Here is a 14893-nt window from a genome sequence, read left to right as displayed (position 1 = left end):
ATAGCTCTTTTCGCGACCGAATATTTCCTGAATGACGGCAGATTACTGGTTCACTTCAAGCACAATTTTACCGATATGCTGGCCGGCTTCCATCCGTTCATGCGCTTTAGCGGCTTCATGAAGCGGGAAAACCTTGTCCATCACAGGACGTAGCTGACCGCTTTCCACAAAAGGCCAGGCATTCCGACTGATTTCCTGCGCCAGAAGTGTCTTGAACATATCCGATCGCGCCCGCAGCGTTGATCCAGTCAAAGTCAGACGGCGCACCATGACCTGCGCCATATTAATAGTGGCTTTCGCACCGCCCAGAACAGCAATCGTTACCAGCCGTCCGTCAGGGGCCAAACATTTGAGGCTGCGTGGTGTATATTCGCCTGCAACCATGTCGAGCACGATCTGCACACCCTTACCATGAGTAATATCCTTCACTGCTTCGACAAAATCGACTTTGCGATAATTGATAGCATGATCCGCGCCAATAACCCGCGCGGCATCGCATTTCGCCTCACTGCCGCAGGTCACGATGGTCTTGAGACCAAATAGTTTTGCAAGCTTGGTGGCCATTGTGCCGATTCCACTGGTTCCGCCATGGATCAACAACGTTTCACCCTCCGTAGCCCAGGCACGTTCAAATACATTATGCCAGACAGTGAAGGTCGTTTCAGGCATAGCCGCTGCTTCAGCGGCAGAAAGCCCCTCAGGAATCGACAGACAATGTCCGGCAGGTGTTACACAATATTCAGCATAGCCACCGCCCGGCACCAATGCGCAAACTTTCTGGCCCAGCATGGAATCGTCCACACCTTCTCCGACGGCGACAACACTGCCCGCCACTTCGAGACCGAGAATAGGTGACGCACCTTCAGGCGGCGGATAATTGCCTTGCCGCTGAATCACGTCCGGCCGATTGACCCCGGCATGGGAGACCTTGATCAACACGTCTCCCGCAGCAAGCTCAGGCACAGATACAATCGTTGGATAGAGCACATCTGCCTCGCCCGGCGTGTCAAAACCGATTGCAGTCATTGTCTCTGGTATCATTTTCGCCTTCCTGCCCATCGCTGCCTAACGCCATATTCCGGCGGGGATGCTCACGTCTAATCATCGACCCCATTGACAGCAAGGCAGGAGAGACCGATGTTGTTTGAATGGATGACGACGATCTCCCCCGGATGCGCGGAGATGCCGCAAGCAGACTCTCTTCCGAGAGCCTGGATAGCTATTCGCAAGACGAGCTAACGTCCCGCATTCATTTGCTGGAAAGAGAAATCGAGCGGGTCAAGGCGCATCACACTAAAGCCGGTGCGCATCGTGAAGCAGCCGAGAGGTTGTTCAGTCCAAGAGAAACCGATTGATTGGGCGGCCGCCCCTCTTTCTCCTCTCGCAATCGCGCGGCAGCGCACCATATAGATATTATGAAAAAGTGCTGAGCCGTTCATTATATTCCGGTTCACATCCGGGACCTCATCCTCGGCAGACCATAACACTGCCTTCGGATCGTATCCTTTCGCCATTGGACATCTGATATGCCTAGTTTCGCCCAGAATCTCGAAAAAACCCTCCATGCGGCTCTGCAAAATGCCAGCGACCGTTCGCATGAATATGCGACGCTCGAGCATCTTCTGCTCGCGTTGGTGGATGATTCCGATGCCAGTGAGGTCATGACGGCCTGCGGTGTGGATCTGGAAGAACTGAGCGGCGTCGTGAAGCAATATCTCGACCAGGAATATCAGTCTCTGAAAACCGACGATGGATCCGATCCGCAACCGACAGCTGGATTTCAGCGCGTGATTCAGCGCGCCATCCTGCATGTCCAGTCTTCGGGCAAGGACACTGTGACGGGTGGTAATGTTCTTGTGGCCCTTTTCTCTGAACGCGATTCCTATGCAGTCTATTTCCTTCAGCAGCAGGATATGAGCCGTCTCGATGCGGTCAGCTATATCAGCCACGGAATCGGCAAAGGTGGTCGGCAGCTTGAAAGCCGTACACCTGAAGGAACAGAAGAAACTTCTGAAAAGAGCGAAGAAAAAGCCGAAAAGAACAAGAAGGATTCAGCACTCGACCAGTTCTGCGTCGATCTCAATGCCAAGGCCCGGGCCGGCAAGGTTGATCCACTGATCGGTCGTGGATCAGAAGTAGACCGGACGGTGCAAATTCTCTGCCGCCGATCCAAGAATAACCCACTTTATGTGGGCGATCCCGGTGTCGGTAAAACGGCAATTGCCGAAGGTCTGGCGCGTAAGATTATCGAAGGCGATGTGCCGGAAGTCTTGCAGGATGCAGTCATCTATTCGCTCGATATGGGGGCATTGCTCGCTGGTACACGCTATCGTGGCGATTTCGAGGAGCGGCTGAAACAGGTCGTTTCGGAACTCGAAAAGATGCCCGAAGCAATATTGTTCATTGACGAAATTCACACAGTGATCGGCGCCGGCGCTACCAGCGGCGGAGCAATGGATGCTTCCAACCTGCTCAAACCGGCTCTGTCAGGCGGTACGATTCGCTGTATCGGTTCGACCACTTATAAGGAATTCCGCAATCACTTCGAAAAGGATCGCGCCTTGCTGCGCCGCTTCCAGAAGATCGATGTGAATGAACCTACAGTGGAAGACACGGTGAAAATCCTCAAAGGTTTGCGCTCGGCTTTCGAAGAGCATCACAAGGTCAAATATACACCCGATGCGATCAAGACCGCGGTGGAACTTTCCAGCCGCTATATCAATGACCGCAAGCTACCCGACAAGGCCATTGACGTGATCGACGAGGTCGGCGCGATGCAGATGCTTGTTCCGCCGAGCCGCCGCCGCAAGACAATCACCGCACGCGAGATCGAGAAGGTGATCGCCACCATGGCCCGCATCCCGCCCAAATCGGTCAGTAAGGATGACAAAAAGGCGCTCGAAAATCTCGAACGCGATCTGAAACGCGTGGTATTCGGCCAGGACAAGGCCATCGAAGTGCTGTCCACAGCGATGAAACTGTCGCGCGCCGGGCTTCGCGATGCGGATAAGCCGATAGGTTCCTTTCTGTTTTCCGGCCCCACCGGGGTCGGGAAGACCGAAGTGGCGAAACAGCTTGCCAGCATCATGGGCATTCCGATGCAGCGTTTCGACATGTCGGAATATATGGAGCGGCATTCCGTATCCCGGCTGATCGGGGCGCCTCCGGGCTATGTCGGTTACGATCAGGGCGGCCTGCTCACCGATGCGGTCGATCAGCAACCGCATTGCGTGCTGCTGCTCGACGAAATCGAGAAGGCTCATCCCGATCTGTTTAACATTCTGCTGCAGGTGATGGATAATGGTCGCCTGACGGACCATCACGGCAAGACGGTCGATTTCCGTAACGTAGTGCTTATCATGACCACCAATGCCGGTGCAGCCGACATGGCACGTCAGGGTATCGGTTTCGGCGATGTTTCGAAGGAAGATGCCAGTGACGAAGCTGTAAAACGGATGTTCACCCCTGAATTCCGTAACCGTCTCGATGCCATCGTGCCTTTCGGCTATCTGGGTACGGATACGATCAGCCGGGTGGTGGACAAGTTCATTCTTCAGCTCGAATTGCAGCTTGCAGAGCAGAACGTGCATATTCAGTTCGATGGCGATGCGCGTAAATGGCTCGGCAAGCGGGGTTATGACCGGCTTTATGGCGCCCGTCCGATGGGCCGCCTGATTCAGGAGAAGGTCAAGCAGCCGCTGGCGGAAGAACTCCTCTTCGGCAAGCTCGCTCAGGGCGGCGAAGTGCATGTGAGCGTGAAGGAAGACGATACCCTCGCCTTTGAACTCACACCGGCCCCGCCCAAGGTCAGCAAGGCACGAAAACGGAAAAAGCCGGCGGCGAAGAAAAAGCCAGAGGCGAACAAGGATGATGCGAAAGGCGAAGAAAGTCAGGATTGACGTTCAGCCTTTTGCAAATCGATCATAAGGCAAAAGAAGCGGTTCGAGGGTTATTCTCGGACCGCTTCTTTATAGCAGCCAGGCCCATTCCAGCAATGTCATTGAAATGAGAAAGCCTCTAGGATGCCCCGCAGAAGCGTAGTTTCAGGGCAGTTTTCTTGCATAAAATTCTAATCATGGGCGGGCTCATATGGTCACTGGGCCTTTCTCCCTCAGCTATGGCTGACGAAACAGGGCAATCTCCGCTCGCTAAGCATACTGAGGAAAGCGGAGCGTCGCTCGACACTACACAGCAAGCAATGGCACTTCCTTATCTGGCCCTTTCGCTGTCGGTCGATCCGAAGAGTAAAAGCATCGCCGGTATCGCCCGCTACACGATTCGGTCGGACCGGCAGCTCACACATGTGGAGTTCGATCTCGATCCGCGCTTTGAAGTCAGTGCAATTGAGCTGAACGACATTGCTCTTGCTCCGGACCTATGGGGTAATGACAATGGCTTACTGACGATCAAACTGCCGCATGTGCTGGACGCTGGAGACACAGCGAAGGTCAGCATCGCCTATAGCGGCAAGCCACGCATAGCACCGAAAGCGCCTTGGGATGGCGGTTTTGTCTGGTCGGAAACACAGGATGGCTCTCCCTGGATTGCCACCGCTGTGCAGACCAATGGCTGCGATCTGTTCTGGCCCTGTATCGATCATCCGACAAAGCGTGTGGAATGGCTCGATTTCGCCGTTTCCGTACCCGCTCCGTTGGTCGTGGCAGCCAATGGAACTTTACAGCAAGTGACGGAAAAGGACGGCTGGAATACCTATCGCTGGCAGGCGCACTGGCCGCAAAGCTACGGTGTGTCACTGCAAATCGGGCCGTATAAGCTGGCTGAAAAGACCTATCGCAGTCGCTTCGGCAACAGCTTTCCGATCAAGTTCTGGTATTTGCCCGGCCATAAAAAGGGTGCTGAAAAGCTGCTCGGGCAAATGCATGATTTCCTCGATTTCTTCGAGAAAACCGTGGGTCCTTACCCTTTTTCGGATGAGAAGGCCGGTCTGGCCGAGACGCCGCATCTGGGCATGGAGCATCAGACAATCAATGCTTATGGCAACGGCTTCAGGCTGGCACCGGAAGGCTATGACTGGCTGATGCATCATGAATTCAGCCATGAATGGTTCGCCAATCAACTGACCGACCGAACTGTGGCGGATATGTGGCTGCATGAAGGTTACGGTACTTATATGCAGCCGCTTTATCTGCGCTGGAGCAAAGGCGAAACGGCCTATCGGGCAGCCCTTTGGGATTCGCGCAAAAAAATCATCAGCCGGGTTCCGCTGGCCCCGAAAAGCGCGATTTCCAGCGCTTATTACAATGATGAGGAGGCCGGATGGGGCGGCGATATCTATTATAAGGGCGCCTGGATTCTGCACAGTTTGCGCGAATATATCGGCGATGAGGCATTTTTCGCCGGAACCACCAAGCTGGTCTATGGCACAAGTGATCCGAAACCCGGGCAATTCCGCTGGCAACTGGCAGATACTGAGGATTTTCAGCATGTTATGGAGGAAGTTACAGGTCTGGACCTTAGCTGGTTCGTGGATGCCTATTTTCGCCATGCCGCTTTGCCGGAGCTGATATCCGAACAGGATGGACAGATTTTGCGATTGCGCTGGAAAAGTGGCGCAAAACAACCATTTATTCTGCCGGTCGAGGTGCAGATCGGGAATCGGATCGAACAGGTGACGATGACGGGCGGCAAGGGCCGGATCGACCTCGGTTCACCCGATGCACATTATATTATCGATCCCAATACGAAAATTCTGCGTTTCGATCCGGATATTGCGGCATGGCAAAAGCAAGAGGGTGCTGAACGCGCCCGAACAGGGCCAGAAAGCGACTGAACGGGGCCACTGGCCGCGCAAGGAGGCGTTGAGGCGCGAAGACCGGTGACAGAGGGTTACAGCGCGTGGAACAATTGGGGAACTCTGCTCCCCTTCCGACCATTTCATACCCTATGAGCGCGCCCTTTTCATGGATCCGGCCCGAGCCGCATGGGATCCATATTGTGCCATCCGACTGCTGGGTCGATCCGTCCCGCGCGGTGGAGCGGGCGCTGGTGACGCACGGCCATGCCGATCATGCGCGCGGCGGGCATGGCTCCACTATGGCCACGCCCGAAACGCTGGCCATCATGAAACTGCGCTACAATACCGATCAGGGCGCGCAGCCGGTGCATTATGGCGAGACGATCACCCTGCCCGGCAATGTTCGCGCCACTTATATCCCGGCGGGCCATGTGCTCGGCTCGGCGCAGATATTGCTCGAACATGCGGGCGAACGCGTGGTCATTACCGGAGATTACAAACGCCGCCCCGATCCCACCTGCGCCCCTTTCGAAGTCACCCCTTGTGACATCTTCATCACCGAAGCGACTTTCGGCCTGCCGCTTTTCACCCATCCCCCGATTGAGGAGGAAATGGCCAGGCTGCTGGCCCGCCTTTCCAGTCACCCGGATTCCTGCGTGCTGGTGGGGGCCTATGCGCTGGGCAAGGCGCAGCGGGTGATCGCCGAATTGCGCCGTGCCGGCCATCATCAGCCGATCTATCTCCACGGTGCGATGGAGAAAATGTGCCGCCTCTATGAGGATTTCGGCGTGGAACTGGGCCCGCTTCGCCTCGTATCCGACCACAGCAAGGAGGAGATGCGCGGCCATATCGTCATCAGCCCGCCCTCGGCCCTGAATGATCGCTGGAGCCGCCGCCTGCCCGATCCGATCACCGCCATGGCTTCTGGCTGGATGCGCGTGCGCCAGCGTGCAAGGCAGCGCAATGTGGAATTGCCGCTGATTATTTCCGACCATGCCGACTGGGCCGAACTCACCCGCACGATCGAGGAAGTGAACCCGCAGGAAAGCTGGATCACCCATGGCCGGGAAGAGGCTTTGCTGCGCTGGTGCCAGCTCCATCAGCGACGTGCCCGCGCGCTGGCGCTGGTGGGCTATGAGGATGAGGACGATTGATGGAGCGTTTCGCCGCCCTGCTCGATGCGCTGGTCTATACTTCCTCGCGCAATACCAAACTGGCGCTGATTGGCGAATATCTGCGCGAAACGCCCGATCCGGACCGGGGCTGGGCACTCGCCGCGCTAACCGACGGGCTCGATTTCAAGGCAGTCAAAGCCAGCACTATCCGCAATCTGATGACAGAACGGGTAGACCCGCTGCTATGGTCGCTAAGCCGCGATTTCGTAGGCGATACGGCGGAAACCGCCAGCCTGCTCTGGCCCGATCCGCCGGGCGAAACCCCGCCCGCGCCCACCGTTTCCGAAACGGTCGCTCTGTTGCAGGGCATGACCCGCGCCACCGTACAGCACGACCTTCCCGCCTTGCTCGACCGGCTCGACGTGTCGGGCCGCTATGCCCTTATCAAGCTGGCCACTGGAGCCATGCGGATCGGCATTTCGGCAAGGCTTGGCAAAGTGGCTTTTGCGCAGAGCTTTGGCGTGTCGGTCGATGATGTGGAGGAATATTGGCACGGCATCGCCCCGCCTTACACCGAGCTGTTCGACTGGGCCGCCCATGGTAAAGCCCCGCCCGATACAGAGAATATGCCGCTGTTCCGTCCTTTCATGCTGGCCCATCCGCTCGAAGACGGCACGGTCGATCTGTCCGATTACGTTGCGGAGTGGAAATGGGACGGGATTCGCGTGCAGCTTGTTCATGCAGGCGGTGAAACCCGGCTCTATTCGCGGTCCGGCGACGATATCACCGCCACTTTCCCCGAAATGGCCGAAGCGCTGACGATCCCTGCCGTGCTCGATGGCGAATTGCTGGTACAGGGCGGCCATCAGGGCGGGAAGGAAGGCGGCGCGGCCAGTTTCAACGCGCTGCAACAAAGGCTCGGGCGCAAAAATGTCAGCAAAAAGATGCTGAGCGAATTGCCGGCCTTTGTGCGGCTCTATGATGCGCTGGGTCTGGAGGGGGAGGATTTGCGCGCGCTTCCCTGGGAACGGCGGCGGGAGAGGCTGGAGGCCTTTCTGCCCCGCCTGCCCGCCACCCGCTTCGACCTGTCGCAGATCGTGGAAGCACGCGATTTTGCCCATCTGGCGCAGATCCGCGAAGGCACCCGCGCCGATGCGATTGAAGGGCTGATGCTCAAACGCCGCGATTCCCCCTATGTCGCGGGGCGCAAGACGGGCCTGTGGTATAAGTGGAAACGCGATCCGCTGCTGATTGATTGCGTGCTGATGTATGCCCAGCGCGGCAGTGGCAAACGCTCCAGCTTCTATTCGGACTATACATTCGGCTGCTGGGATGGCGATCCGGATAAAGGCGCCGAACTGCTGCCGGTGGGCAAGGCCTATTCGGGTTTCACCGATGCCGAGCTGAAATGGCTCGACAAATATGTCCGCCAGCACACCGTCAACCGCTTCGGCCCGGTACGCGAGACCGATAAGAGCCTCACCTTCGAAGTGGCCTTCGATTCCGTCCATGCGAGCAAACGTCACAAGTCGGGCCTCGCCATGCGCTTCCCCCGCATCCACCGCATCCGCAAAGACAAACCGCCGCATGAAGCGGACCGGATTGCAACGCTCAGGGCGATGGTGCGGGATTGAGAGTTTTGGGGTGGATCTATGTAATCAGCGCTTGGTGTAATTCCCAAAATTTATAACCTGAGAAGGCAAGGAATCAGAGAAGGCGAGGCTCAATCTCCTTAAAAACAGGCTTTCCTTCTGCAATATTAATGAGCTGCGGGAACGCATAGATCGCAGGCGTTCTTCCGCTACCATCGCGGATTTTAGTGATGAGACTATTGGTCTCAAGCTGTCGAAGCATATTGTTTGCGGTCACTCTATTATTGAAGCCTGCAGCATCTGCGAACGCAGTTCCTGAAATAATAGGTCGAGTGAAAAAGGCATCGACAGCGGCCATCGCGAACTGAGAATGCGTCAGCTCAACGACCGTTCTACGGCTCTCTTCATATAAATCACGAATGCTTTTCACCTTCCGGAGATTGGCCTCTGCTTGCTCGATCATTCCTTGTAGAAAAAATGTGATCCATCCATGCCAATCTTGGTAATCGGTAATACCTAATAGGCGGTCATAATAGTCTTCGCGGTGAGCCTCTAGGTATTCCGACATGTAAAACATCGGTCGGGAGAGTGCGCATCGCTGGTACAATATGAGTGGGATGAGCATACGTCCGATTCTACCATTTCCGTCTTTGAACGGATGAAGAATTTCGAATTGGGCATGAGCGACCGCCGTTTGGAGTACAGGATCTTCCGACTCTAAACCGATATAATCCTGCCAGTTCTCCAGCGCACCAAACAAAGTGACTGGAGAAGGAGGCACAAAGCGAGCCTTGTCGATCGTGTCCCCTCGCCGGCCGATCCAATTTTGGTCATCCCGAAATTTTCCTGGCGTTTTGTCTCGCCCTCGAACTCCTCGAAGAAGTTGTTGGTGGACCTCGCGGATGAGCGACAAGGTTATCGGCCGGTCTGCCAAAGCAGCTTCAGCTATACCCACAGCAGCGCGATAGTTGTTAATTTCTTCGATGTCTCCTCGCCGCGTTTCCGACGTAATCAGACCCGCTTCCGCCTCAAGAACCTCATCCAGAGTAGCTTGTGTACCTTCAATTTTCGAAGATAAGACGGCTTCATTTGCAGTAATAGGCGAGAGTAAAATCGCTGAATTAGGTAATGTCTGAAGCATTCCGTCATAGCGAGCAAGCGCAGCGTTTGCTCTTCCTACAAGAGGAAGCACCTCTCGCCAGCGGAGGTCTAAGAGCGGCAGGTTGTCTGGTACGCAAGGAAGCATTGCTCATCTCTAGCTCAGTGCCGCCATTTGTGTAAAGTAAAGCCGCATTTTTATTTACACAAAATTTTTGTGTAAAGTGAGCTTTAAGCCGCTTGTTAAAGATTCCTCAAAAGACTGTTTGCCTTTCACGAATCAATCAGTGGAAAGTAGACTTTTCATTACTCTGCCTGTGAAAGGTCAATCCCTATGCTGCTTTTCATAAACTATGGTAGACCAACCTGTGCTGAAACTAATCCTTCCAACCCCGATTGAGCCTCACCTCACTGCGGGCTAAGACCTCTTCCCATGCAGCGTCTTTCTCCTCCGCAGCGCCGCCTGGCTATCGGGCTGGCGGGTCTGGCCGGTTTTGTGGATGGCGTGGGGTTTCTCTCCGCCAATGGCTATTTCGTCTCCTTCATGTCGGGCAATACGACAAGGCTGGCGGTCGATCTGATTACCGATACCGCCATGGCGCGGATTCCGGCGCTTCTGATCGGCGGATTCGTGCTCGGCGTGCTGGGGGGCGGCGTGGTCGCACTGAAAAGCGGGATGCAGCAGACCCGCAATGTGCTGATTCTCGTCACCGCTTTGCTGCTTGCCGGGGCACTGGCCTATGCGCTCGGCTCGGTGGCGCTGTCGGTCGGCTGCATGGTGCTCGCCATGGGGGCGCTCAATAACAGTTTTCAGCGCGATGGCGGCAGCCCTTTCGGCCTTACCTATATGACCGGCGCGCTGGTCCGCTTCGGGCAGGGGCTGGCCTATTGGCTGTGCGGCAAGGAGGTGCCCGGTTTCGGCGGGCTGCTGGCGCTGTGGTTCGGCCTGTCGAGCGGCGCGGTAGCGGGCGCGCTCGCTTACAGCCAGTATGGCGGGCGGGCCGTGGCACTGGCCTGCGCCCTTTCGCTCATCGCCATGCTCGCCGCGATCCGCATCGGCCCCGATCCGACCATTCATCACGAGGGCGAATAAGGCGGATTCCGGTCGCCAGGCTCGGCACAAGCCCTGCCGTCAGGCCACCAGCCGGATCTGCGCCCTATTGAATCTGCACCATCTTCTCGCGCCCGGTTTCGCCCCGGATCAGACGGATGCGCGAAGGGGCACGGCCCAGCGCCTTGCCCAGCATCGCCACCACCGCATCGTTAGCCTCGCCATCCTTGGGCTTGGCGCGGGTCTTGAGCGTCAGGCGGCCCGCCGCAATCTCGATCCCCTCCACCTTCGCGCCGGGAGTAACGCGCAGCGCCAGCCGCCCTTCCCCGTCGCACAGCGCCAGAATGGCCTCGGCGGGCGGGAAATCAGGCTTCGGTCTGGCCATGGAGCGCCGCCTTGTGCCGCCGGGCAAGTTCGACATAACGCTGGCTCTGAAAAGCAATCTTCTCGGCCTCGGCAATCGACAATTCGCGCATCATTTCCGCCGGGTGGCCAGCCCAGATTTCCCGTTCGGGAATGGTCTTGCCCGGCGCCAGCAATGCGCCAGCCGCCAGCATACCGTGCGGGGCGATCCGCGTGCCGTCCATCACCACCGCATCCATGCCGACAAAGGCATGATTATCGAGCACACAGCCATGCACCGTCGCCATATGGCCGATCAGGCAATCATCGCCGATCAGCGTGGGATTGCCCTCCGTATCGGGGCGCGGACCTTCGACATGGATCACCGTGCCATCCTGCACATTGCTGCGCGCACCGACCACGATGCGGTTAATATCGCCGCGCAGCACGCAATTATACCAGATGGACGCGTCCGGCCCGATCGTGACATCGCCGATGATCCGCGCACCCGGCGCGATAAAGGCGCTTTCATGAATATCGGGTACCTTGCCTTCGAAGGGCAGGATCAGGGCTCCGGGATGTTGGGTCATACTGACTCTCTCCGTTTACAATAACGCCTCATTGCACCGCGGCAGCGGCACTTTTGCCCCGCTGCCATTCATCGCGCGTGATAGAATAGACGATAATCGTCCCATGAGTTTCGAAATCCTCACTCGGAAAATCGAGATCTTCGCGGCGGATCATGCCGAGGCGCTTCATCAGCCCCCAGCTGCCTTTATTACCTGCCACCGTCAGAGCGACGATATGCGGCGCACCGAAACGTTTGAACCCGGCATCCATGCAGGCCTGCGCCGCTTCGCGGGCATAGCCCTTGCCCCAGCTATCCTCCCGGAACCGCCAGCCGATTTCCATATCGCCCAGTGGCGCGCCTTCCTGATTGCTCCGTTTCATCCCGCAGAAACCGAGCAGTTCACCGGCAAGATCGCCGCCATCCGCTTTGCGCTCCACCGCCCAGAAAGTGAAACCGTGATCGGCGCGATAGGATTCCAGCCGGGCCCGCTGCGCCGCGCATTTTTCCGCATCCATTGCCCCGCCCAGCCAGCGCATGACTTCGGGCGTGTTGGTATGGCGATAGAACGGCACCCAGTCCTCCTCGCGCCAGTCACGCAGGACCAGCCGTTCGGTTTCGAGGCGGAATTCAGCCATTGAGCAGCCTGGCCGCAAGCGGCGCATGATAGGTGAGGATGCCTGCGCAGCCCGCACGGCGGAAACAGGTGAGCGTTTCCATCACCAGCGCCTCGCGATCGCCCGCACCGGCGGCAATGGCGGCCTCGATCATCGCATATTCGCCGCTCACCTGATAAGCGAAGACCGGCACTTCGAACCGCTCTTTCACGCGGGCCACGATGTCGAGATAGGGCAGGCCCGGCTTGACCATCACACTGTCGGCCCCCTCGCTGAGATCGAGCGCGACTTCGCGCAAAGCCTCTTCCGCATTGGCCGGGTCCATCTGGTAATTCTTCTTATCGCCCTTCAACAGGCCGCGCGACCCCACGGCATCGCGAAAAGGACCGTAAAAGGCCGAGGCATATTTCGCCGCATAGGACATGATCTGAACATTGTGCTGGCCATCATCTTCCAGCGCCTGCCGGATCGCACCGATGCGACCATCCATCATGTCGGACGGCGCAATAATATCGGCTCCGGCCAGCGCCTGATTGAGGCTCTGCTTCACCAGCACCTCAACCGTGGCGTCATTCATCACATAGCCGCCATTATCCATCAGCCCGTCCTGCCCGTGTTCAGTATAGGGATCGAGCGCGACATCGGTAAGAATACCTATGGAATCGCCGCAGGCATCGCGGATCGCCCGGATGGCACGGCACATCAGATTATCGGGATTGAGCGCTTCGGCCCCGTCATCGCTGCGCCGTTCGGGCTGAGTATTGGGAAACAGTGCCAGACAGGGAATGCCCAGTTCCACCGCTTCGCGCGCCCTTGCGGCAATCCCGTCGAGCGACCAGCGCGAAACGCCGGGCAGAGAGGAAACAGGCTCCTCCACGCCGTCCCCCTCGGTCACGAAAAGCGGCCAGATGAGATTATCGGCAGTGAGACAGGTTTCGCGATGCATGGCACGGCTCCAGGCCGTGGCGCGGGACCGGCGAAGGCGGGTTGCAGGATAGCTCTGAGTCATGCCGGCCTTCCTGCCCTATGGAAGGAAAGGCTTCAATCGGGTGAATTGCCTCAATCGAGTTTTTGCGGCTGTTCGACCCGGTCGATTTCCCTTTCGGCCCCGCCCTGCATGGCCGGATCGGGCGGCAGGCTTTCCAGCGCGGCACCGACCGGTATGGTCTGCAATTTCGCCATTTCGGCCCGGAAAGAACCCAGTTCGCTTCCCGCCAGTTGCGCGCGCTGGACGAATTTCACCGAAGCGGGATTCACCGTATGCCCGTTACGATACATTTCATAATGAAGATGCGGCCCGGTGGAGAGCCCGGTAGAGCCGACATAACCGATCACCTGCCCACGTTTGACATAGGACCCGGCATGCACTGCAATCCGGCTCATATGTGCATAGCCGGTGGCCAGCCCGCCGCCATGATCGAGCTTTACGAAATTGCCATGGCCACCATGGCGCCCGGCATAGACGACCTTGCCATCGCTCGCCGCATGGATCGGCGTGCCATAGGTCGCCTTGAAATCCATCCCTGCATGCATCCGCTTATAGCCGAGGATCGGATGGCGCCGCATTCCATAGCGCGAGGTCACATATCCCGGAACCGGCGCCATCAGCCCGTTTTGTTCGACACCTTCGCCTGAGGATTCGAAGAACCGGTCCTTCTCTCCCCAGCGCATTAACTGCTTCACCGGTTTGCCATCGCGGATGATCGCCGCATATAGCAGATCGCCCGGCTCTACATCGCCCGTGGCAGCGCGCTTGTAATCGAGCATCAGATCGAACTGATCGGTGCTTTTAATATCCCGCTGAATATTCAGTTCCTGCCCCATCTGGCGCAGATATTGCTGAATCGCCCGCGGCGGTGCCCCGGCCGCACGGGCCGAGCGATAGAGGCTCGCCCCCACCTCGCCGCGCACCCGCAGCGGCGTATCGTCCACCCGGATGGGATGCGGTGCGAGCTGCAGCCGCCCGTTGCGCCGTTCCACCGCCAGTTGCAGATCGAAACGGGCGCGGAAAGACAGCGAATCGAGCAGGCGCGGCATATTTTTCGCCGGTCGACGACCCAGCACGATATCCACCTGCGTTCCCGGCTCGATATCGGAAAGCGGCATGGCCTTCCCGACTATATCGGCCAGGTGCCCGGCCTCTTCTTTGCCGATTCCGGCCCGCTGCAACATGCGGGCAAAGCTGTCTCCCTTACTCAGTGTGGCGACAAATTCGAGGCTCGGGCGTTCAGGCGCTGCTGCCAGCGGAACGACCGAACGGGTCGCGCCCATATGGCGGCCACTATCGCCGCCAAGCGCCAGCGGCATAATCATCTGGCTGCGAAATTCATCGCGCGCGCGATCATCGATTTTCATCGCCGGGGCCGCTTCCACCGGTGCGAAATCGGGCCAGCACAAAAACGCAATCATGCATAATACGATCAGCGTAGCCAGCCCGCGCAGCCAGCGGGCGGAACCGATATTCTGCGCCAGATCGGGCGCCAGATCGAGTTTTTCGAAACGGTCGGAAAGCGAATCGCGCCAGTGGCGGAAAGCTTCGCCCCAGGACGTATCCTGCCGGCGGCGATGCTGAATCGGATGAGCATCCGAACGGCGAAGATGCAGCGTTTGCGGTGCCTCGTCACGAAAGGTCGATTCATGATCGGCTTCTTCATTACCGGACGAGCGATAACCCGTTGTCCTGTCGCCCGCATGATGCAGGCCTGCAAGATCGTTACGATCCAGCATTACAGCCCTCCCCTGCGATCCGTTCGAT

The 14893-nt window shown here is 57.8% G+C and carries 13 protein-coding genes; 6 read left to right on the top strand and 7 right to left on the bottom strand.

What is annotated here, in order from left to right; all coding sequences use genetic code 11:
• Window positions 1-42: 42 nt before the first annotated feature.
• Complete coding sequence (locus D6851_RS13765; protein ID WP_238474108.1) at window positions 43-1041, bottom strand: NAD(P)H-quinone oxidoreductase; 999 nt, start codon at window positions 1039-1041, stop codon at window positions 43-45.
• Between the two features lie 107 nt (window positions 1042-1148).
• Between D6851_RS13765 and D6851_RS13760 the strand changes: the two genes are divergently transcribed.
• The 5 genes from D6851_RS13760 to D6851_RS13740 all read left to right on the top strand — a co-directional run bounded on the left by D6851_RS13760 (window position 1149) and on the right by D6851_RS13740 (window position 8504).
• Window positions 1149-1355, top strand: a complete 207-nt coding sequence (locus D6851_RS13760; protein WP_120325475.1) for a DUF1192 domain-containing protein — start codon at window positions 1149-1151, stop codon at window positions 1353-1355.
• Window positions 1356-1526: 171 nt separating this feature from the next.
• Entirely contained in the window at window positions 1527-3899 is a 2373-nt protein-coding gene (gene clpA / locus D6851_RS13755) for an ATP-dependent Clp protease ATP-binding subunit ClpA (protein WP_120325474.1), read from the top strand.
• Window positions 3900-4057: 158 nt separating this feature from the next.
• On the top strand, window positions 4058-5791 hold the full coding sequence (locus tag D6851_RS13750; protein ID WP_147395485.1) for a M1 family metallopeptidase: 1734 nt from the start codon (window positions 4058-4060) through the stop codon (window positions 5789-5791).
• A 113-nt stretch (window positions 5792-5904) separates the two neighbouring features.
• Window positions 5905-6909 (top strand): ligase-associated DNA damage response exonuclease, encoded by a 1005-nt coding sequence (locus D6851_RS13745; protein ID WP_120325472.1) that lies wholly within the window; start codon window positions 5905-5907, stop codon window positions 6907-6909.
• On the top strand, window positions 6909-8504 hold the full coding sequence (locus D6851_RS13740) for a cisplatin damage response ATP-dependent DNA ligase (RefSeq protein WP_120325471.1): 1596 nt from the start codon (window positions 6909-6911) through the stop codon (window positions 8502-8504). Before D6851_RS13745 ends, D6851_RS13740 begins: the two co-directional genes overlap by 1 nt.
• A 73-nt stretch (window positions 8505-8577) precedes the next feature.
• Here D6851_RS13740 and D6851_RS13735 read toward each other — a convergent pair whose 3' ends face one another.
• Window positions 8578-9708 carry a Fic family protein gene (locus tag D6851_RS13735; RefSeq protein ID WP_120325470.1) on the bottom strand — a complete coding sequence of 377 codons (1131 nt, stop codon included), beginning with the start codon at window positions 9706-9708 and terminating at the stop codon, window positions 8578-8580.
• Between the two features lie 285 nt (window positions 9709-9993).
• On the opposite strand from D6851_RS13735, the gene D6851_RS13730 reads away from it, so the two are divergent.
• Window positions 9994-10653, top strand: a complete 660-nt coding sequence (locus D6851_RS13730; RefSeq protein WP_120325469.1) for a YoaK family protein — start codon at window positions 9994-9996, stop codon at window positions 10651-10653.
• A gap of 64 nt (window positions 10654-10717) precedes the next feature.
• Here D6851_RS13730 and D6851_RS13725 read toward each other — a convergent pair whose 3' ends face one another.
• Genes D6851_RS13725 through D6851_RS13705 form a run of 5 tightly spaced genes read right to left on the bottom strand, consistent with a single transcriptional unit; the run spans window position 10718 to window position 14865 of the window.
• Window positions 10718-10996, bottom strand: coding sequence for a DUF167 domain-containing protein (locus tag D6851_RS13725; protein WP_120325468.1), 279 nt, complete (start codon window positions 10994-10996; stop codon window positions 10718-10720).
• Window positions 10977-11543, bottom strand: coding sequence for a gamma carbonic anhydrase family protein (locus D6851_RS13720; RefSeq protein ID WP_120325467.1), 567 nt, complete (start codon window positions 11541-11543; stop codon window positions 10977-10979). The genes D6851_RS13725 and D6851_RS13720 overlap by 20 nt, the downstream gene beginning before the upstream one ends.
• Window positions 11544-11571: 28 nt before the next feature.
• Window positions 11572-12159, bottom strand: a complete 588-nt coding sequence (locus D6851_RS13715; protein ID WP_120325466.1) for a GNAT family N-acetyltransferase — start codon at window positions 12157-12159, stop codon at window positions 11572-11574.
• A complete protein-coding gene (gene hemB / locus D6851_RS13710) occupies window positions 12152-13147 on the bottom strand; it encodes a porphobilinogen synthase (protein WP_120325465.1) in 996 nt (331 codons plus the stop codon). The genes D6851_RS13715 and hemB overlap by 8 nt, the downstream gene beginning before the upstream one ends.
• Window positions 13148-13197: 50 nt before the next feature.
• A complete protein-coding gene (locus D6851_RS13705; RefSeq protein WP_120325464.1) occupies window positions 13198-14865 on the bottom strand; it encodes a M23 family metallopeptidase in 1668 nt (555 codons plus the stop codon).
• Window positions 14866-14893: the final 28 nt, after the last annotated feature.

Source organism: Altericroceibacterium spongiae, from assembly GCF_003610805.1.
Taxonomy (GTDB): Bacteria; Pseudomonadota; Alphaproteobacteria; order Sphingomonadales; family Sphingomonadaceae; genus Altericroceibacterium; species Altericroceibacterium spongiae.
This window is presented reverse-complemented; position numbering and strand designations above follow the sequence as displayed.